General features: G+C 64.1%; 14 protein-coding genes. 11 read left to right on the top strand and 3 right to left on the bottom strand.

Annotated elements, in window-relative coordinates; translation table 11 throughout:
* The first annotated feature begins 1 nt into the window (after position 1).
* From lysA to ASILVAE211_RS03565, 3 genes are all read left to right on the top strand, one after another.
* Positions 2-1,360: a diaminopimelate decarboxylase gene (lysA, locus tag ASILVAE211_RS03575; protein WP_227319898.1), complete on the top strand. Its 1,359-nt coding sequence runs from the start codon at positions 2-4 to the stop codon at positions 1,358-1,360.
* Complete coding sequence (locus ASILVAE211_RS03570; protein ID WP_227319897.1) at positions 1,327-3,792, top strand: DUF4175 domain-containing protein; 2,466 nt, start codon at positions 1,327-1,329, stop codon at positions 3,790-3,792. Before lysA ends, ASILVAE211_RS03570 begins: the two co-directional genes overlap by 34 nt.
* Positions 3,793-3,992: 200 nt before the next feature.
* Complete coding sequence (locus ASILVAE211_RS03565; RefSeq protein ID WP_227319896.1) at positions 3,993-7,331, top strand: Hint domain-containing protein; 3,339 nt, start codon at positions 3,993-3,995, stop codon at positions 7,329-7,331.
* A 3-nt stretch (positions 7,332-7,334) separates the two neighbouring features.
* Here the strand turns inward: ASILVAE211_RS03565 and ASILVAE211_RS03560 are convergent, their stop codons facing one another.
* The gene (locus ASILVAE211_RS03560; protein WP_227320125.1) at positions 7,335-7,751 is read right to left on the bottom strand and encodes a winged helix-turn-helix transcriptional regulator; all 417 of its coding nucleotides are present in this window, start codon (positions 7,749-7,751) and stop codon (positions 7,335-7,337) included.
* A 112-nt stretch (positions 7,752-7,863) separates the two neighbouring features.
* On the opposite strand from ASILVAE211_RS03560, the gene ASILVAE211_RS03555 reads away from it, so the two are divergent.
* The 6 genes from ASILVAE211_RS03555 (at position 7,864) to ASILVAE211_RS03530 (ending at position 13,876) form a co-directional block, all read left to right on the top strand.
* Entirely contained in the window at positions 7,864-8,784 is a 921-nt protein-coding gene (locus tag ASILVAE211_RS03555) for an NmrA/HSCARG family protein (RefSeq protein ID WP_227319895.1), read from the top strand.
* 58 nt (positions 8,785-8,842) lie between these two features.
* Positions 8,843-10,246 carry an FAD-binding oxidoreductase gene (locus ASILVAE211_RS03550; RefSeq protein ID WP_227319894.1) on the top strand — a complete coding sequence of 468 codons (1,404 nt, stop codon included), beginning with the start codon at positions 8,843-8,845 and terminating at the stop codon, positions 10,244-10,246.
* A gap of 248 nt (positions 10,247-10,494) precedes the next feature.
* Complete coding sequence (locus tag ASILVAE211_RS03545; protein ID WP_227319893.1) at positions 10,495-10,899, top strand: hypothetical protein; 405 nt, start codon at positions 10,495-10,497, stop codon at positions 10,897-10,899.
* Positions 10,896-12,146, top strand: a complete 1,251-nt coding sequence (locus ASILVAE211_RS03540; RefSeq protein WP_227319892.1) for a hypothetical protein — start codon at positions 10,896-10,898, stop codon at positions 12,144-12,146. The genes ASILVAE211_RS03545 and ASILVAE211_RS03540 overlap by 4 nt, the downstream gene beginning before the upstream one ends.
* Positions 12,147-12,263: 117 nt before the next feature.
* Positions 12,264-13,322 carry a catalase family peroxidase gene (locus ASILVAE211_RS03535; RefSeq protein WP_227319891.1) on the top strand — a complete coding sequence of 353 codons (1,059 nt, stop codon included), beginning with the start codon at positions 12,264-12,266 and terminating at the stop codon, positions 13,320-13,322.
* Positions 13,319-13,876, top strand: coding sequence for a cytochrome b (locus ASILVAE211_RS03530; RefSeq protein WP_227319890.1), 558 nt, complete (start codon positions 13,319-13,321; stop codon positions 13,874-13,876). The genes ASILVAE211_RS03535 and ASILVAE211_RS03530 overlap by 4 nt, the downstream gene beginning before the upstream one ends.
* A gap of 61 nt (positions 13,877-13,937) precedes the next feature.
* Here ASILVAE211_RS03530 and ASILVAE211_RS03525 read toward each other — a convergent pair whose 3' ends face one another.
* Both ASILVAE211_RS03525 and ASILVAE211_RS03520 read right to left on the bottom strand, forming a co-directional pair.
* Complete coding sequence (locus ASILVAE211_RS03525; protein ID WP_227319889.1) at positions 13,938-14,495, bottom strand: DsbA family protein; 558 nt, start codon at positions 14,493-14,495, stop codon at positions 13,938-13,940.
* Positions 14,496-14,527: 32 nt separating this feature from the next.
* The gene (locus ASILVAE211_RS03520; protein WP_227319888.1) at positions 14,528-15,769 is read right to left on the bottom strand and encodes an MFS transporter; all 1,242 of its coding nucleotides are present in this window, start codon (positions 15,767-15,769) and stop codon (positions 14,528-14,530) included.
* Between the two features lie 104 nt (positions 15,770-15,873).
* Between ASILVAE211_RS03520 and ASILVAE211_RS03515 the strand changes: the two genes are divergently transcribed.
* Together ASILVAE211_RS03515 and ASILVAE211_RS03510 are read left to right on the top strand one after the other, a co-directional pair.
* Positions 15,874-17,442, top strand: a complete 1,569-nt coding sequence (locus tag ASILVAE211_RS03515; protein ID WP_227319887.1) for a rhamnogalacturonidase — start codon at positions 15,874-15,876, stop codon at positions 17,440-17,442.
* The gene (locus tag ASILVAE211_RS03510; protein WP_227319886.1) at positions 17,435-19,081 is read left to right on the top strand and encodes an amylo-alpha-1,6-glucosidase; all 1,647 of its coding nucleotides are present in this window, start codon (positions 17,435-17,437) and stop codon (positions 19,079-19,081) included. Before ASILVAE211_RS03515 ends, ASILVAE211_RS03510 begins: the two co-directional genes overlap by 8 nt.
* Positions 19,082-19,087 lie beyond the last annotated feature (6 nt).

Here is a 19,087-nt window from a genome sequence, read left to right as displayed (position 1 = left end):
GATGGCCGATTTTTCCGGCCCCCTGCCGGGTGCCGAGCCTGATGCCGCCGCGCTGATCGCCGCGCGGCCGCATCTGACTATGAACGCCGACCACGGGCTGATGCTGGAAGGCGTGCCGCTCGCCGTCATCGCGGCCGAACTCGGCTCGCCCTGCTGGGTCTATGGCGCCGAGACCATACGCACCCGCCTGGCCGCCTTGCGCGCGGCTTTGGCCAAGGCCGGCCTGGGCGCGACGGACTTTCATTACGCCGTGAAGGCGAATGACCATCTGGCCATCCTCGCCATCATGGCGGCTGCCGGTGCGGGCGCCGATGTGGTGTCGGGCGGCGAATTGGCCCGCGCGCGCCATGCCGGCATTCCGGCCAGCCACATCGTCTATTCCGGCGTCGGCAAATCTTTTCGCGACCTTCAGCTCGCCGTTGGCGAGGGGATTGGGCAGGTCAATGTCGAAAGCCGCGAGGAACTCGCCATGCTCTCGGCCGTGGCCGAAGCTGCCGGCCGACGGGTCGATCTCGTGCTGCGCGTCAACCCGGATGTGGACGCCAAGACCCATGCCAAGATCACCACGGGTCTGGCCGAGAACAAATTCGGCATCGCCTGGGCCGAGGTGGAAAGCGTCTATGCCTATGCCGGCAGCCTGCCCGGTCTGAATCCGGTCGGGCTCGCCATGCATATCGGCAGCCAGATCGTCTCGGTGGAACCTTTCGATACCGCTTTCGCCCGCATGGCGGAGATGATCGGCCGTCTGCGGGCGGCGGGCCATACGGTCACGCGGCTCGATTGCGGCGGCGGCATCGGCATTTCCTACGAGGACGGCAGCGGCATCGCGCTCGACGACTATGCGGGCGTCATGGCCAAGCATCTTGGCAGCCTCGGGCTGAAGCTGATGATGGAGCCGGGCCGCTGGCTGGTGGGGCCGGCCGGGTTGCTGCTCTCTTCCGTCATCATCGCCAAGAAGACCGGCAACCGCGCCTTCCTGGTGCTGGACGCGGCGATGAACGACCTCGTGCGGCCGGCCATGTATGACGCCTGGCACGGGATCGTGCCGGTCGCGGCGGCCGATTTCGGAACGCCGGACATGCCGGTCGATGTCGTGGGGCCGGTCTGCGAGACGGGCGATACTTTCGCCAAAGACCGGCTGCTGCCCGCGCTCGGACCCGATGCGCTGGTCGCGATCCTGGATGCCGGCGCCTATGGCGCGGTCATGAGCTCCACCTATAACGCCCGCCCCTTGGCGGCGGCGGCGCTGGTGGACGGCGACCGCTGGACGACCGTCACGCCAAGACAGCAGGTGACGGAACTCTGGTCGCGTGAGACAGTGCCGGCATGGCTGACCGAAACGGCAGGCGAGACAGGCTGAACCGCGCGACCCATCTGCCGCGACGGCTGACCCGCTGGGCGCGGGCAGCCCGCGCTGTTCTGGTTTTCGAGGCGGTCTGGCCGGTGATCTGGCCGCCGCTCGGCCTTCTGGCCGTCTATCTTTGCGCGGCGCTGCTGGGCCTGCCGCAGCGGTTGGGCGTGGCTGCCAATTCCCTTCTGCTGGCGGTGGATGGTCTGGCGGCCTTGGTCGCGCTGGGCATCGGTATCGCCCGCATCCGCTGGCCGGATAACGCCGCCGCGCAAGCCCGGCTGACGCGCGCCTCCGGCCTCAAGCATGATCCGATCGCGGCATTGCTGGACAGTCCGGCCCAGACGGACGCGGACAGCTATCTGCTGTGGCGGGCGCATCGGGCGCGGGTTCTGGCCTCCACGCGCCGGCTGCGAGTCGGCCTGCCCTGGCCCTGGCGAACGACACCGGGCCGCCTTGCCTTTCGCGGCGGCATCATCGTCGCGACCGTGCTGTGCCTTTGGCTGTCCGGCCCGATGGCCGGGCCGCGCCTGACCGCCGCCCTTACCTTCAATCCCACGCTGCTGCTGGGCGCACCAGCCGCGCCGCCTTCCGTCACCGCCTGGGTGACGCCGCCACCCTATACCGGCCGCCCTCCGGTTCTGCTGCCGGCGCATGATGCGACGCTGACAGTGCCGAAAGGGTCTCGCCTGACCGTCACCGTGTCAGGCGTCACGCGCGCCCCCAAGCTGGACGGTCTGGCTGCGACCTTCCATCCCCTGGACAGCGATAGTTTCCAGATGGACGGGACTCTGGACCAGAGCGGGCTGTTCGTGCTGCGCGGGCGCGGCGACACCCTCGCCCGCTGGCAGATCATGATCCAGCCGGATGCGCCGCCCATCATCGCCTTCGCCGGCCTGCCGGGCCCGGATAGCAGCGACGGCTACAGTCTGCGCCTGCCCTGGCGGGCGGTGGACGATTACGGCGTCGTCTCGGCTCATATGACGGCGCATTTGACCAGTCACCCGAATACGCCCGCTTTGTCCGTGACGCTCGCCATGCCGGACGGCGCCGCGACCAAGGTGGGCGGCATCCAGGTGACGGACCTTTCCGCCAATCCTTGGGCCGGGCTTCCGGTCGCCATGCAATTGGATGCCGAGGATGCGGCCGGGCAGATCGGCCGTTCACCCGTGGAGACCGTCACGCTGCCGGAGCGCACCTTCATGGACGCCTATGCGCGGCGCGTGATTGCGATTCGGAAATCTTTGGTCCAGCTGCCCGATCTGCACGATCGCAATCAGCGCGTGGCGATTGTGCAGGAAATTCTGGAAACCGCCGCCGAGGCCAGCGCCGCCGGAAAATCCGCCAGTGCCACTTTGCCCTTGTTCGGCACCGGCTGGCAGTTGCTGCGCGCGCGACAAGCAGCGGTTCCCGGCGACATCATCGATGCGCTGTGGCAGGTGGCGCTGCATTTCGAACAGGGCGACGCTGCGGATACCGCGCAGTCTCTGGCGCAGGCGGAGGCCGCTTTGCAAAAAGCGTTGCAAGGCAATGGCGCGTCATCCGCCGAACTGACGAAGCTGATGCAGCAGATGCAATCCGCCATTTTACAACACCTGTCGACGCTGATGCAGATGGCGCAGCGCCAGGGCGGGCAGGTTCAGGCCGGCAGCGCCGGCAAGCCCTTCGATCTCGGCCAGCTTGCGCGCCAGTTGCAGGCGATGCAGCAGGCCGCCAAATCCGGCGACGTCAATGCCATGCGGCAGGCCATGGCGCAGTTGCAGCAGAGCCTGCAGCAATTGGCGCAGGCGCGTATCGCGCAGCCGGACCCGAAGCAGATGGCGGCGCGCGCCCAGGCCGAGAAAGACCTGGGTGCCTTGCAGCAGATGATGAAGGCCCAGGCGCAGCTGCTTGACCGCTCCACCAGCCGCGCGCAGTCAGGTAGCAGCGACCCGGCGGCCGAGCAGAAGGATGCGGCGGCGCAGGCGGCCTTGCAGCGCGCGGCGAAAGCCATGGCCGGGCGCGTCGGCCCCGGCATGACGGCGGCCGGACAATCCATGGGCCAAGCCGCGCAGCAACTGGGCCAAGGCCAGGATGCGCCGGCCGGGCAAGCCCAGAGCCAGGCATTGCAGGCTTTGCAGACGGCGGCCAATGCGCTGGGCCGGCAGCTCTCCTCCCAGCCCGGCCAAAGCGGCGGCTTCCAAATGGGCAGCGGCAATGCCCCCGGCCAGGGCGGCGACATGCCGCTGGACGGTTTCAACAGCGGCAATGGCATGACCGATCCACTCGGCCGTCCGCTGGCGAATGGCCAGGGTGCCAGTTTCGGAGCGGATGTGCATCTGCCGGAAGGACTGCAGCAGGCACGCCTGCGCGCTATCCTACAGGAACTTCGCAGCAAAGCCGGCGACCGCAGCCTGTCGCCCGCCGCGCTCGACTATATCGAGCGCTTGCTACAGCCGTTTTAACAAAAACTCAATAAAGCCTTTACTATAAAAACTTTTTGGTTTTCTTGCGCACCGTGAAAAACGGGTCGGTTTCACCTGGCCGCATCGGGCTCATGATTGACTCATATTGGTCAGATAACTATTTTTTGATCGCAATATGAACGGCATGGCGACGACAGGACTCTGTGGCCTGGGCGCCGTTGCGAGGAAGGGGTCTGGCTATGACGACGTCGAGTGGTGTGAATCTTGACCTTAGCCTGACACAGGCGTTTCTGGACGAAGGCGTCTTGAAAAGTGTTGGCGGCACGTCCGGGCAGGACGTTTACGCCTATGCCGTCCTGTTCGAAAACCCCACCGCAGCCAACCCGACAGGTTTCGTATCTGAGACCACTCTGGTGAGTGACGGCGAGATCGGCAGCGGCGCAAGCGCCGGCGCAGACGGTAGCCTCGCGGCCGATATCGCGCTTGTCAGCAACGGAGACACGCTGGACGGCGGCAAGCTCTATCTTGTCTTCGAAAGCGGTTCGACCGTGGTTACCGATGGCACGACCACGCTGGATCAGGCACTGCAAAACCAGGCCTTCATCAACAGCACGAATGCATCGACCTACGATTTTTCCTATGACAGTATCGAGATGACGCTGGACGGCACCTCGACCGATGCCGCCAACCTCACCTCCGTCAATGGCTTCTCCCTGCCGATGTCGCTGGCGGTCGATGGGACGACAAATTCGGTCAGCTACAAGGTGCCGGCAACGACGCTCGCCAGCACGATCGTCACCAATGCCAATGCCGGCAGCACCGATGTCAAACAGACCTTCACGACCGGCGGCCTGAGTGGTGCGCTCCGGTCCGTGACGTCGCCGACCGATGTCAATTTGCCCGGAACAGCGGCCTCCACGACGCAGCCCTATCCGCAGAACGGTTGGGATACCTATGTCACGGCACTGGAATCGATCGCGCCCTCCATCACCATCACCGGTCAGTTCCTGGGCGCACCCGACGCGTCCGGCGTGTGGCACAATGCCGGCTATTATGCCTATGTCCTGAAATATATTGACGGTGATTTCTGGCTTACGCCGGAGGTCAGCGACGGTGGTACGAGCCCGAGCCAGATCCAGGGCTCCATCCTGCTCACACCCTACGATATCGAAGAGAATATCTTTTCTCAGGTTGGCTCGGTCACGATTTACTCTGGAACCAGCACCGACGACACCGTGCTGGCGACCGTCAATGTCGGCGACAATACGCAATGGGGTGCCATTCTCGCCCAGTTCCTGACGGGTTTCACCGCCGGTTATTACGGGCAGGATGGTGTATCGCCGAACACGCAGCTCACGGGCAGCGCCGGCCTGATCAGCCTGGACAGCAATAATAACTGGGATCCAAACTACGCATTTCGCAACGAGACGGACACGGTCGTCAGTTCCGGCACAGGCTATAGCTTCGATCCTTATGCCGAAGCCTTTTACGAGGATTCGAATTCCTACGGCTCGCCCTATTCAGATGCTCTGATGAGCCAATACGCGGCGGGTGGTCCGCTGCTGACCGTGCCCGATAACGGCACGACCGCTACGACGCTTGACCTCACCGTTTACGGCGAAAACGAGCAGCCGACGGGTTATACGACGCCGACGATCTACGATTATATCGCGCCGTCCAACAGCGGCTATGCTGTTCCGGAAAGCAATAATTCCGGCGCCAATCTGACCTTCAGTTTCTACTCTGCCGTCGGCGCCAATGCCGGCGTTTCGCTCGACCCCAGCAGTGCGATCGAAATTCGCTTTCTGGCCTCGGACACCAACGACACGCCGGTCTGGAATACGGTCACAATCGACGGATCCGGCAGCTACACGGTCAATGGTCACACGTTCACCGATATCGGACTATGGCATGACTGGACTGTCATCGATAACGCCGGCACCTGGACTATTGAGCCCATTCTCGACGGAAACAACCAACCGATTGACACGAATACCGGCGCGCTTGTCGTTACTCTGCCGACAGCGGATTCCGGCGTCTCCTGGTATCAGGTCGTCGTGGGCGCCAATACCAGCGACCCCAAGACCTACAATCTCTATACCACCACGGCCACGGTAACGGCCGGTGCCATCCTCAATGGCGCCACCGTTGCCAACGGAACGACGGTATCCGGTGTCTTCGTCAATCCCGCTTATTCCGGCCAGACCTCAGCCCAGGCGGTGGATGGACTGGCAACTGTCTCAGGCCCGGTTTACACGACTTCGTCGGAATATGCCTCGACCCTGACGGTCAATTTCGCGACCGGCAGCACGGTGTCCTACAATCCCGATGTGGTCGTGACCAATACCGGATCCTTGTCCAATCTCTCTGCCAGCGGTGGTTACTCGCCCGTCCTGCCCTCCGCGCCGGTAGTCGTGACCAACAATAGCGGCACGCTGTCGGCGCTACCGGGTGCCGTCATCAGTCCCGGCACCTATTCGACGACACCGACCGTGGCCAGCACGGTCACGGCCGAGAACGGCGCGCTGCAACTCGGCTGGGCCGGCTATGATACCGATGACGTCACGGTGCAGGAAACCATCAACGTTCTCGTTAAAGGCACCATTACCACCGAAACCATCACCGGCTACGGCTGGACCGGGTCGGCGGCAGTGGAGGAAAACTTGCCCGCCACGGGCACGCTGATCAGCTACGGCAGCATCACCAATCTCGGCACCTATACGGACAAGACCAATGCCTATGATGATGCGGTCATCATCGTGCACAACGCCTCCATGAGCCAAGACGTGACCATTGCCACCACGTCCGACGATGACGGCAATTGGTTGACCCCGCTCTACGACTTCGGCGCGGGTACCTATACGTTGACGATGTACGATGGAATCGACAACAACGGCACTTACGAGCAGGTGACCGGAGCCAGCGATGAACTCGTTCTTACGGTGCAGGCCGGTGGCAACGGGGTTGCTGACAATAGTGTGGTCATCGCCCCCTGCTTCGCCGCCGGCACGCATCTGGCGACACCGGCCGGCACGGTCGCGGTCGAGAGCCTGACGATCGGCGATAGCGTGCTGACCGCCGATGGGCGGGCGGAAACCGTGCAGTGGATCGGTCATCGCAGCGTGGACTGCGCCCGTCACCCACAGCCGGAAGCCGTCTGGCCGGTGCGGGTCGCGGCCGGCGCCTTCGGTCCTGGCCTGCCTTTGCGCGACCTGTACCTGTCCCCGGATCACGCGATTTTCGCGGAAGGCGTGCTGATCCCGGTGAAGCACCTCATCAATGGCAGCAGCATCACGCAGGAGCCGGTCGCGGCCGTCACCTATTTCCATGTCGAGTTGACCCGTCATGAAGTGGTGCTGGCGGAAGGCCTGCCGGTGGAAAGCTATCTGGATACCGGCGACCGTGCGTCCTTCGCCAATGCCGGCGGTGCGGTGGCCCTGCATCCGGCCTGGGGCTCAGAAAAGCGCGACGTCACTCTCTTCCTGGAAGCGGCCGGCTACGCGCCGCTGCATGTGACCGGGCCGGTGGTGGCGCGTCTGCGGGACCGTCTGGCAGGCGCGCGTAACATCGCGGCCTGATCATCACTCCCTGGCCGGCGTCTTTTCGTCAAACGCCTTGCGCGCTTGTTCGATCGCCGGCCAGTTCTCCCTGATCCAGCTGGAAAAGACGTCCAGCGGCGGCAGCATGCCGCGACCCAAATCGCTCAGCTCATATTCGACGCGCGGCGGCACTTCCGGGAAGTAATGCCGCGTGACGAGGCCATTGCGCTCCAGATGGCGCAGCGTCAGCGTCAGCATGCGTTGCGAAATCCCGTGAATGCCGTTCTTGATTTGCGAAAAGCGCAGACGGTTTCCCGGTGCCAGCGCCATCAGCGAAATGACGAGAATGGTCCATTTGTCGCCCAGATGGGTCAGCACGTCATGCGGCGCGCAAGGCACCAGTTCGATGCCGCGCTCGGTCACCACATGCGGCCATTCGCTGATCGGGCGATCCATCATTCCCGCCAAAGGTTCTCTCCTTGTAACCGGCGCACAGATCTGTGCCGTCTTGTGCGCAATGCCTAGCAGTATAGATCGGTAACCATCAATGGTTACTGATAGGAACTTTCGGATGGCGACGGATAGGACGGTGCTGGTTTTCGGTGCGACCGGGCAGCAGGGTGGTGCGGTGGCCCAGGCCCTGCGCGCAGCCGGCTGGTTGGTGCGGGCTCTGGTGCGCGACACAACCAGCGACAAGGCCGAAGCGCTGCGCGACCAAGGCGTTATGCTGGTGCAGGGCGATATGGACGATACGGCGGCCATGATGGCCGCGATGGCGGGCGTTTATGGCGTGTTCAGCGTGCAGCCCAGTTCCGGCCAAGGTGCGGCCCACGGCGTGACGGACGCGGATGAAATCCGCTGGGGCAAAACGATTGCCGATAGCGCTATGGCCAACGGCGTGCGGCATCTGGTCTATACCTCGGTCAATGCGGCGGGTGCCGAAAAGACCGGCATGGGGCATTTCGATAGCAAGGCCGAGATCGAGGCCTATATCCGCAGCCTGCCTTTGCGCCATACCATCATCCGGCCCAGCGGTTTCATGGAAATCCTGATGCTGCCGGGCATGGGTTTGAATCAGGGACAGTTCCATTTCCTGATGCGGCCGGATCAGCCGATTCAATGCATCGCCGTCGCGGATATCGGCCGCATCGTCGCCGGCATTTTTGCCGATCCCGAGACATATGCGGGCCAAACCCTGGAGATTGCCGGCGACACGGTGACGGGGACAGAGATTGCGGCCAAGCTCAGCCATGCCGCCGGGCGCCCTATCACCTATCACCGCTTTGCGGACAGTCTGCTGGAGCAGAATGCTTTTCTGGCGCGTCTGGCCGCGCTGGTGGATGACGGCCGGCTGGCCGGGAACGCTGATATCGCAGCCTTGCGGCGGGACTTTCCCGGCATGCTGACGATGGATGCCTGGCTGGCGGCCGACGGCAAGCCGCTGTTGCAGGCGGCGCTGGCGGCCGAGGGCGGGGCAGTCGCCCTGCGCTGAGGTTGCTGGCCTGCGCGGAGGCTGGCAGGCTGCCCGCTCAAGACCCGCCGGAGGGGATATGCCGATCCAAGAAGAACTCGCCGCCATTGTGGGCGATGCCCATGTGCTGACGGCGGCGGACAGCCTCTCCCGCTACGAGACCGACTGGAAAGGCTGGTGGACCGGCCGTGCGCTGGCCGTGGTGCGGCCGGCCGATACGGCGGAAGTCGCCGCCGTCATGCGGCTGTGCCATGAGCGCGGGCAGCCTGTCGTGCCCATGGGCGGCAATACCGGTCTGGTCGAAGCGGCCCCACCCAGCCAGGCGGGCGATGAGATCGTGCTCAGCCTGGAACGGCTGAACCGCATCCGCAGCCTGGATGCTGTCGGCTTCACCATGGTGGTGGAGGCTGGCTGCATTCTGCAAAGCGTCAGCGATGCCGCGCTGGAGGCCGATTGCTTCTTCCCGCTGTCGCTGGGCGCGCGCGGCAGCTGCCAGATCGGCGGCAATGTCTCCACCAATGCCGGCGGCGTCAATGTCCTGCGCTGGGGCATGATGCGCGACCTGGTATTGGGTCTGGAAGTGGTGCTGCCGGATGGCCGTATCTGGGACGGTCTCGGCCTGCTGCGCAAGGACAATACCGGCTACGACCTGAAGCAGCTGTTCATCGGCGCGGAAGGCACGCTCGGCATCGTTACCGCCGCCTCGCTGAAACTGTTTCCGCGCCCGACGCAATTGGAAACCGCCTTTCTGGGCCTGCCCTCGGCGGAAGCCGCGCTGACGCTGTTCGGCCGCGCACGGCGTGACCTCTGCGATCTACTCGGCGCCTATGAGCTGATCACGCGGGGCGCCATGGACCTGACCATCGGCACCTTCCCCGAAAACCGCGATCCGCTATCAACCCCGGCCGAATGCTACGTGCTGCTGCAAACCTCCGTCAGCGGCGGGCTGGATTTGCGGCCGCGCCTGGAAAGCTTTCTGGAACGCGCGATGGAGGATGGGCTGGTGCTGGATGGGGCGCTCGCCGAAAGCGAAGGCCAGCGCGCGGCCTTTTGGCGCATTCGCGAAGATCTGGTCGATGCGCAATATCGCGTCGCACCTGTGCATCTGCGCACCGATGTCTCAGTCCCGCAGGTCAAGCTCGCGGATTTCATCGCGGCGGCGGATGCCGAAATGGCCAAGCATTTCCCGGATTTGCGGCCCATCACCTACGGCCATGTCGGCGACGGCAATGTGCATTACAACGTGCTGCCGCAACCGCATCTGACCGAGCCCGTCACCGCGCATCGCTATGAGGAATGCGAGACGATGCTGTTCGATCTCACCGCCCGCTTCCAGGGGTCCATCAGCGCGGAACATGGCATCGGCCGCACCAAGCGCCACGCCTTTCTGGATATTACGCCGGAGATCGAACTCTCGCTTATGCGCGGGCTGAAGCAGTTGCTGGACCCGAAGGGTCTGCTGTCGCCGGGCCGCGTGCTGTAAGGGGCAGGCCGCTGCACAGAAAAATCGTCGCCCACGGCTTCATGCTGCGGGCCTACCCGTTGCGGCGCTCAAACGCCGTCCCGTCATGATAGCGGATAGGCCCCCGGAACAAGTCCGGGGGCAACGCCTTATGTTTCGGCACGCCGCTGTCATATAGCCTTTTCAAAATCGCTGAGTGTATCAAATAGTTTTTCCTCTTTTTAAAAAACACCTCTAGGGTCGTGCGGCTTTCAAAAAGGAGCCGCGCCTTGGACGAAGCCGTCACCATTCAGCTCGACCTGCCAGCCGAAGCTTTGGCCGAGGAACAGAAAGCCGCAGGGGCGCAGTATCAGCTTGGCGACACCACGCCGCTTGCGCCTGACCCGGATGCCGTCGAGGCCCATTTCATCGACCCGATTTCGATCATCGTGGTCGTCAGCGTCGTGTATCTCGCCAATCGCATTCTCACGCATTTCCTGGTGAAGGACGGCAAGGGCACGCTGGTGGATGCGCGCACCAATCCCCCCACCGTTTCGCGTCTGGCCGATGTGCCGGAGGGCTATATCCTTCTCATCAAGCCGGACGGCAGCACACAGGCGATCGACGCCGGCAAGATCGAGGACGACGCCCTGGCCGATATTTTGAAACCGATCCTGTCCCCCAGCAAAGCATGAGCGCCGGCAGCGGCTTCGACTGGTTCACCGGCCTTGCCACCCTGAACGCCCCCTGCCCGCCGGCGCTGCGGCATGCCGACGGTCTGCAACGATTCTTTCTAGCGCCCAATCACGCGGATTTCGGTGCGGCCGTGCCGCGCATTCTGATGCATGAATGCCTGCACATTTTTCAACTCGCCGGGTCAGCCTGGCTACAACGCATGGTGGCGGAGGAATGGCAGCGCGTGCTGGCCTTCGAGGCCGATGGCAAAGCGCCGCCGCTGGGCCCGCTGCGCACGGCCTGGGGCCAGCGCGCCGGCGACATGCCTTATAGCGTGCGGGATATTGTCGAATGCCTGGCTCGGTTCTGGGACATTCATATCCGTGACCCCAGAACCATACTCGATGAAAACGACACCGCGCCCGGCCCGTATGATTACCTGGCCTATGAATATGCGCTGCGCGCCGGCGCCAAGCTGGACAGCTATCCGAAACCCTATCTGCATATTCAGATCGCCGCGCTGCATTCCCCCGCTATCGCCAAGCTCGGCGCCGCATCACCGCAACACAACGAGAAGCGCGCATCCTGGGCAACGCAACTGCTGTTTCCGCTCGTCGGGTTTCTGGCGCTGAATACGACCGATCCGGTGCGCGCTTTCATTACCGGCATGGACGACATTCTGGGCGATCCTGATGGGCTGATCATCCCGACCGCCGCGACAGCGGACGGCATCGACCATATCGAACTGACCTGGCTGAACGCCTGGCCGCAATTGACGCCAAGGCTCGCGGCCGCGCTCGCCAAAGCAGGCTTGCCGCTTGACGCCCATCCGATGGGTCTGGCGGACCAGCCGGGCTGGTCCGATCATCCAGTCTGGCGCTTCAGCAAGGGACGCGCGCAGGCACTGGCCCGCTATCTGGATGCCATCGCGCTGGCCCCGCCGCCACCTGACGCACCTGCCTGGAAGCTGACGCTTGCGGACAAAATCGCTGAGACAATGAAGAAAAATCGCTTTGCCGTTCACGCCTTTCCCGGCCTGCCGGTGTTCCGTGCGGCCCTGGGCTTCGCCTTCGCGCCACCGCTGCTGCGTCTATCGGACGCGACCTTGCCGGCCAGCGGCAACAGCTTTGCCAGCCTGCCCTGGCCCCTGGATGACCAGACGCTGACGGCGACCGTGACCGACACAGCGCGCCGCCACCGGGCGCTGCGGGATGCCGATGTCGCGGCCCGCTACGGATTGCCCGCGACCGCTTTCACCCGAAGCTGAGCGGCGACCACACAATACTATTGCGCAACGGCCCCCGACACAGCGTAACCTCTCAGACATCTGATCCGTAAAGGCTGCTGGCACGCCTTCGGGCCTGGCTGAACAAACGAGGATCGCATGCCGGAACCGAATACCCATTCTCCACGCTCCCCCATCGGGTCGCTCATCCTGATCGGTGCCGTGGTGGCTGCCGGCGCGGCTGCCTTTGCCTATACGGCGGGCTGGCTGTCGCCCAACCGGCTGACGCCGGTGAAAGTGGTAGACGCGCTGGCGCCGCCGGGCGGGCCCGCACTGGGCCATCGGCGCAATCATGCCAAGGGCATCTGCTTCACCGGTGAATTCCAGGCCAATGGCAGCGGCACCGCCATTTCCTCCGCCGCCGTTTTCGCGACCGGCACCTACCCTGTCATCGGCCGCTTCAATCTGGCGACCCCGATGGCGGATGCGGCGGACGGCAGCGTGCGCGTGCGGGGCTTGGGGCTACAGATTGCCGGCCCCGGCGGGCAGGTCTGGCGCACGGCGATGATCACCGCGCCCATCTTCGCGGTATCGACCCCGCAGGGCTTCTACGCCCTGTTGCAGGCGTCAGGGTCTAAAGACCCGAATGCGATGAAGGCCTTCATCGGCGGCCATCCGGAATTCCTCACCTTCGTTCACTGGGCAACGACCGCGCCCTGGACCGACAGCTATGCGGAAGACCGCTTCAACAGCCTGGATAGTTTCATCTTCACCAATGCGGCCGGGCAGAGCAGCGCGGTGCGCTGGTCCTTCATCCCCGCCGCCCCGCCGGTCTCCATCACCCCGGCCGATCTTGCGAAGCGCGGCCCGGACTATCTGGAAACCGAGATCGCGGATCGGGTCGCCAAGGCGCCGCAAACCTGGACTTTGGCGGTGACGGTCGCCAATCCCGGTGACCCGACATCGGACCCGACCAAGGCCTGGCCGGCAGATCGCCGCGTGGTGACGGTGGGCCAACTGGTGGTGCAGAAGGTGGAGCCGGAGGCGGACGGCCCTTGCCGCGACCTCAATTTCGACCCGACCGTGCTGCCGGCCGGCATGGCGACGTCGGACGATCCTTTCCCGGCGGCGCGCTCGGCCGCCTATGCCGTGTCCTATGACCGCCGCACGTCGGAAGCCGCCGATTATCCGCACAGCACGACAGGAGCGAAGCCATGAGCGCCGCCCGCACCCGCTTCACCGCGCCGCAGCGCCTGCTGCATTGGCTGATGGCCCTCTGCATTCTGGCTATGCTGTTCATCGGCGTCGGCATGGTCTCCACCATCACCCCCGCCTATCTGACGCTGGTGCAGATCCATAAGCCGCTCGGCATCGCGATTCTGATCCTGGTGGTGATTCGCGTGGCGCTGCGCCTGCGCTATGGCGCGCCGGCTTTGCCCGCCGACCTGCCCGAGCCGATGAAGCTCGCCGCCCATCTCTCGCATCTCGCCTTCTACGCGCTGATGATCGTCATGCCGCTGCTGGGCTGGGCGATGCTCTCCGCCGCATCCTATCCCGTCGTGCTCTTCGCGGGCTTTGATCTGCCCTCGATCCTGCCGCTGAATGACAGGCTGCATGCGCTGCTATGGGACGCGCATCACTACCTGGCTTTCGTCTTTTTCGCGCTGATTTTGCTGCATCTGGCCGCCGCCCTGTTTCATGCCCTGGTGCGGCATGATGGCGTCTTCGCCACCATGGCACCGGGTTTTCTCAGCAAGGCAAAGCGCGGCTAATCTGGTAGATTCGTCATCCCCGCCTGCGCGGGGATGACGTTACAATGAAACCCCGACCGTCTTACCCGACCAGCGCCTTCACCCAGGCCGACACCTCATCGCCGCTGCTTAAGCCCGGCTGAATCAGCCCGTCGATCATGAAGGTGGGGGAGACATGGATGCCGTTCTGGCGGGCATATTTGCAATGCCATTTAATTTCGCGGTCCAGGTCCGGGATCGCGAAGGCATCGATAAAGCTCAGCCCGCTATAGCGCTCGATACGCGCGATGATGTCATTGGGTGTCGCATCCAGATTGGGCCCAACGGCATGATTCTCGAACTCGAACTCCATGCGATGATCGCCGACGGCTTTCATCACGGCTTTGGCGGAATCCTTGCCGCCGGGCAGCGTGGAGGCCGCCAGAATGCAGCGGGTAATGACGCCCGAAAACATATGCCAGGGCTGGGACTGCAAGCGGATTTTGACGGTGATATTCGCGGCGCCCGCCTGCTCCAGCAAGGCATCCAGCTTGTTGAAGGCCTTCACCGAAAATGGGCAGGTGGGTTCAAGGAAAACCTCGAAAACGCGCGGGCCTTGACCCCAGGCAAGCGGATCGGCGCGCCACTCTGTGCGTGTCATCATTCCATCCTTCGTCAACACGCAGCCGAGTATCACCCAACCCGGACGGCAGGTCCAATCGGCTGCGTGCCGGGCCGCGTTTCCGGCAGGACGAACAGGATGATCAAAAGGCCGAGAAGACCCGGCATGGCCAGCGCCAGAAAGGCCCAGTCCAGCCCGGCCTTATCGGCGATCCAGCCGGCGGCTGCCGTGCTGAAGGTGGCCCCCAGACTGCCGGCCAGGCCGAAGGCACCGATGGCGAGATTGAGATAGCCGGTGCGCTGCGTCAGGTCCGCCGCGATCAGCGGAATCATCACGCCCATGATGGCCGCGGCCAGACCGTCCAACAATTCGATGGCAATCAGTGGTATCGCGTCCGGCGCTGTCGTCAGCAGCAGCGCGCGCATGGGGAGTGCGGCGAAGGCGATCATCAGCAGCGGGCGGCGGCCGAAGCGTTCGGCAGCCCTGCCCAGGCGTGGCGCAAACAGCACCACGACGGCTTGCAGGGCGATGATGCAGCCGGTGGTGGCGGTCGCGATCTCGCCGGTATCGTGATGGGCGGCGAGATGGTTCAGAGCCAGCGGCAGCATCGCGGCATTGCCGAGCGTGAACAGCGTCACGCAGACCGCGAAAGTATGCATATGCAGCTCGAAAAACACCTGCCACAGCCGGCCTTGCCGGTGCTTTGGGTGCAGCATGGCGGGATGCGGCGCGACAGCCTTGGGCGCGGCGGGTTCCGGGTGGACCAGCAGCAGGCTCGCAATTGCCGGCACCGTCATCAGGGCGGCCAGCAGAAACACGGCACGCACCGAAAGGTGATAGGCGACGACGCCCAGAACGGCGGCGGTCAGCGCATTGCCGAGCGATGCATAGCGCGCATTATTGCCGACATGCTCGCCGAAGGCATTCTGGCCGCCGAGATTAAGCGTTATGGCGGCAATGGCCGGGGCCAGCACGGCAGTCGCAAAGCCATGCAGCACCAGCACGCTGAAGACCGGCACGACACCGGGCCAGACGGCCAGCAGCAGCGCGCCCAGACCCAGAATGGCGAGACTGACCGCGCAGAGGAAGCGCCGCTGGCGCACCTGATCGACCAGCAAGCCGCCCGGCAATTGGCTGGCCGTGCTGGCGATGGCCCCGACACTTAAGGCCAGACCCACCTGCCCCTGGCTCCAGCCCGATTGTGTCAGAAAAACCGGCAGGAAGGGCCCGTAGCCCGTCTGCGTCGCGGCTGAAAAGAAATTGAAGATTCTGAGGCCGGTCCAGTTGGACCCTTTGGGGGCGGCATCCGTCACGCGGTCGTCTCCGGGAAGCGGTCTTGCGCGCGCCGCCATCCCCTAGCCCTTTACAGAAGGATTTTGTCGCTGTCTTGAGGATGAGGCAGCGCAGGAGGGTCGCGATGGCGGAAGGCATGGAAAATTGGTGGCATCATGCCCCTGTTTTTGATCCGCGTGACTTCGGGGCAAAGGGTGACGGCATCGCGCTGGACAGCCCGGCCATCAACCGCGCCATCCAAAAGGCCATGGATGCCGGCGGCGGCACGGTGCGCCTCTCGGCCGGCACTTACCGGTCTTTCTCCATCCGTCTGGCAAGCCGCATTCGCCTGCATCTGGAACAGGGCGCCGTTCTGCTGGCCGCCGACCCGCCCCCTGAACCCACGCCGACCGGCGGCTATGACCTGCCGGAAGCCAATCTGGCCGCGCAATTTCCCTATCAGGATTTCGGCCATAGCTATTGCCGCAATTCCCTTCTGTCCGGCCTTGGCCTGACCGATGTCGTGATCGACGGGCCTGGGCTGATCTGGGGCGCGGGCCTCGTCAACGGCGATTACGAGCCCGGCCATCTGCCGGCCATGCAGCCGGGCGTCGGCAACAAGGCCATTGCTCTGTTCGACTGCGCGCGGGTGACAATCCGCGACATCAACATTTTGGAAGCGGGCCATGTCGCGATCCTCGCGGCCGGCTGCACGGATATGGTGGTGGAGCGCCTGCGGATCGACACCAATCGCGACGGAGTCAATCTGGATTGCTGCCGCAATGTGCGGGTCGAAGCCTGCCGCATCAATTCACCGAATGACGACGGCATCTGCCTCAAAAGCAGCTACGTGCTCGGCCGGCTAGCCATGACGGAAGACATTCTGATCCGCGGCAATTGGGTCAGCGGGCGCTACCAGATCGGCAGCACGCTGGACGGCAGTTACCGGCTCATCGACGAAGGGCCAGAGAAACTGTGCAATGTCACGCATCGCACCGGGCGCATCAAATTCGGCACCGAATCCAATGGCGGCTTCCGCCGCGTGCGCATCCTCGACAATCATTTGCAAGGCAGCCGGGGGCTGGCGTTGGAAACGGTGGATGGCGCGCTGTTGGAGGACGTCACCATTCGCGGATTGACGATGCGCGACCTGCGCCATGCGCCGATCTATATCCGCCTCGGCGCGCGGCTGCGCGGACCGGCAGGGACGCGCCCAGGCATCCTGCGCGGCATCACCATTGAAGACCTGGACGCGCAGCAAAGCTTCTCCGCCATGCCCATCATCATCGCCGGCATTCCGGGCCATCGGATCGAAGATGTGGTGATGCGCCATATCCATCTGCACCAGCCCGGCGGGCAAAGCGCGCGGATCGCGCGCCGCCGCGTGCCGGAAGCCGTCGCGTCCTACCCGGACCCGGAGTGTTTCGGGGTTGATCTGCCGGCCGCCGGGCTTTTCGCCCGGCATGTGAAGGGCCTCACGCTGCATCGCTTCACGGTGAATTGCGCCAAACCGGACAAGCGTCCGCTGACCTGGCTTCAGGATGTGATTGGCGGCAGCATCCAGACGCGCCATCTGCATAACCTGCCAGCTGCCCTGCTTGTCCATGCCGAGGCGGCGGTGCGGATCGGGGTCAGGCAAGACGGCGGAAGACCGTTCATGCTGACACAGGCCCCGCGCTACCTGCCTGTTTCGCCGGAGGATGCCCATGGCTGAGCTATCACATGTCGACCGGCTTATGGGCTATGGCCAGACCGGCTGGCACAGGGGCCAACTCCTCGGCTTTTCCGGGGTGGAGCGCGCGGTGCCGGCCGATCATGAAGGGGCCATCATCCTGCGGACGATGACGGAGCCCGCCGGCCTCGCCGTCGTCTTCCCCGGCGAGGCGCGGCTGATCTTCGCGGCCAAGCCCGCCCATGCCGTCGTCAGCAATGATTTTTTCATTGCCGATGGGAATGTGATCGGCGTGCTGCCCGACCCCTATCATCTTCTGATCGAAGGGGCGGTGCATATTGACGGCGTGAGTGCGGATTTACGTGTTGTGGCTGAGGATGGGCGCACGCTGATCGGCACGGCGGCGCATTTCGATGCCAGCCTGCTGCAATCCGATCTGCATGGCCATCTCGCCAAACGCGCCGCGTGGATCGAGCAACAGCCGCTGCTGGCCGGAGCCGAAGGGCCTCGGAAAGAGATCGTGTTTCGAGCGCTGGCGGTGATGAAGGGGCAGGTCTCCGGCCCCGAGGCCGCGCTGACCCAGGCCTGGACGACGCCGGACCGTTTTCCCCACAAGGATATGTGGCTGTGGGATTCGGTCTTCCACGCCATAGGTTGGCGGCATCTGGACCTGCCGCTGGCGCGGCAGATGATCGAAGCGGTGTTTGACGGGCAGCGGCCGGACGGTTTCGTGCCGCATCAGATGTCGCCCACGCGCCGGCCGTCCAGCTACACCCAGCCGCCGATTCTGGCGCTGGGCGTGAAGCTGGTGAACGACATGGCGCCCGATCCCGACTGGGTGGCGGGTCTTTACCCAAAGCTCGCCGCCGCCGTCGAATGGGACTTGAACAATCGCGACCATGACGGCGACGGGCTGTTGGAATGGTTCATCGAGGGTGACCCGACATCGCGCAGCGGCGAAAGCGGCATGGATAATTCCCCGCGCTTCGACTTCAACTATCCGACCGCCCTCGCCGTCACCGATTTCAATGCCTATATCGCGCATGAATGCGAAATTCTGGCCGGCTTCGCGCAGGATATCGGGCGCGCGGCGGATGCCATGCTGTGGGGCGGCCGCCACTCATCCCTTTGCCATCGCATCAATAACAGCCTGTGGTCGGACGCCTATGCCTTCTATTGCGACTATGACAGCAATGCCGGTGAACGATCCCCCGTTCTGGCCAGTGCGGGCTTTCTGCCGCTGCTCTGCGGCGCGCCCAGCCTGGATCAGGCCAAACGGCTTTTGCAGCATTTGCACAATCCCGAAACCTTCGGCACGGCCTTCCCCGTGCCATCGGTCGCAGCCTCAGACCTCGGCCACTATTCCAAGGACATGTGGCGCGGGCCGACTTGGGTCAATATCAACTGGCTGATCGCGCGCGGGCTGGAACGCTATGCGCCCTATGACAGGGCCTTCGGCGACGCGGCAGCCGCTATTGACCGGGCAACGATTGCGGAAATCGAACGTTGCGCCGCGCGCTACGGCACCTTCTTCGAATATTACGATGACCGGCGCGAGGTTGACCCACCGCAGCTGATGCGCAAAGGGGAATGCAATCCGGACAATCCCTTCCGCCAGGTCATTCATGACTATGGCTGGACGACGACGCTGTATCTGGACCTCATCGCACGTAGCGGCTGAGATGAC

It is taken from the genome of Acidisoma silvae (assembly GCF_020618775.1).
GTDB classification, from domain to species: Bacteria; Pseudomonadota; Alphaproteobacteria; order Acetobacterales; family Acetobacteraceae; genus Acidisoma; species Acidisoma silvae.
This window is presented reverse-complemented; position numbering and strand designations above follow the sequence as displayed.

Excerpts from the sequence above, each read along its gene's own strand:
- lysA (WP_227319898.1), top strand. The coding sequence starts at position 2 with ATGGCCGATTTTTCCGGCCCCCTGCCGGGTGCCGAGCCTGATGCCGCC.
- ASILVAE211_RS03570 (WP_227319897.1), top strand. The coding sequence starts at position 1,327 with ATGGCTGACCGAAACGGCAGGCGAGACAGGCTGAACCGCGCGACCCAT.
- ASILVAE211_RS03565 (WP_227319896.1), top strand. The coding sequence starts at position 3,993 with ATGACGACGTCGAGTGGTGTGAATCTTGACCTTAGCCTGACACAGGCG.
- ASILVAE211_RS03560 (WP_227320125.1), bottom strand. The coding sequence starts at position 7,751 with ATGATGGATCGCCCGATCAGCGAATGGCCGCATGTGGTGACCGAGCGC.
- ASILVAE211_RS03555 (WP_227319895.1), top strand. The coding sequence starts at position 7,864 with ATGGCGACGGATAGGACGGTGCTGGTTTTCGGTGCGACCGGGCAGCAG.
- ASILVAE211_RS03550 (WP_227319894.1), top strand. The coding sequence starts at position 8,843 with ATGCCGATCCAAGAAGAACTCGCCGCCATTGTGGGCGATGCCCATGTG.
- ASILVAE211_RS03540 (WP_227319892.1), top strand. The coding sequence starts at position 10,896 with ATGAGCGCCGGCAGCGGCTTCGACTGGTTCACCGGCCTTGCCACCCTG.
- ASILVAE211_RS03535 (WP_227319891.1), top strand. The coding sequence starts at position 12,264 with ATGCCGGAACCGAATACCCATTCTCCACGCTCCCCCATCGGGTCGCTC.
- ASILVAE211_RS03530 (WP_227319890.1), top strand. The coding sequence starts at position 13,319 with ATGAGCGCCGCCCGCACCCGCTTCACCGCGCCGCAGCGCCTGCTGCAT.
- ASILVAE211_RS03525 (WP_227319889.1), bottom strand. The coding sequence starts at position 14,495 with ATGACACGCACAGAGTGGCGCGCCGATCCGCTTGCCTGGGGTCAAGGC.
- ASILVAE211_RS03515 (WP_227319887.1), top strand. The coding sequence starts at position 15,874 with ATGGCGGAAGGCATGGAAAATTGGTGGCATCATGCCCCTGTTTTTGAT.
- ASILVAE211_RS03510 (WP_227319886.1), top strand. The coding sequence starts at position 17,435 with ATGGCTGAGCTATCACATGTCGACCGGCTTATGGGCTATGGCCAGACC.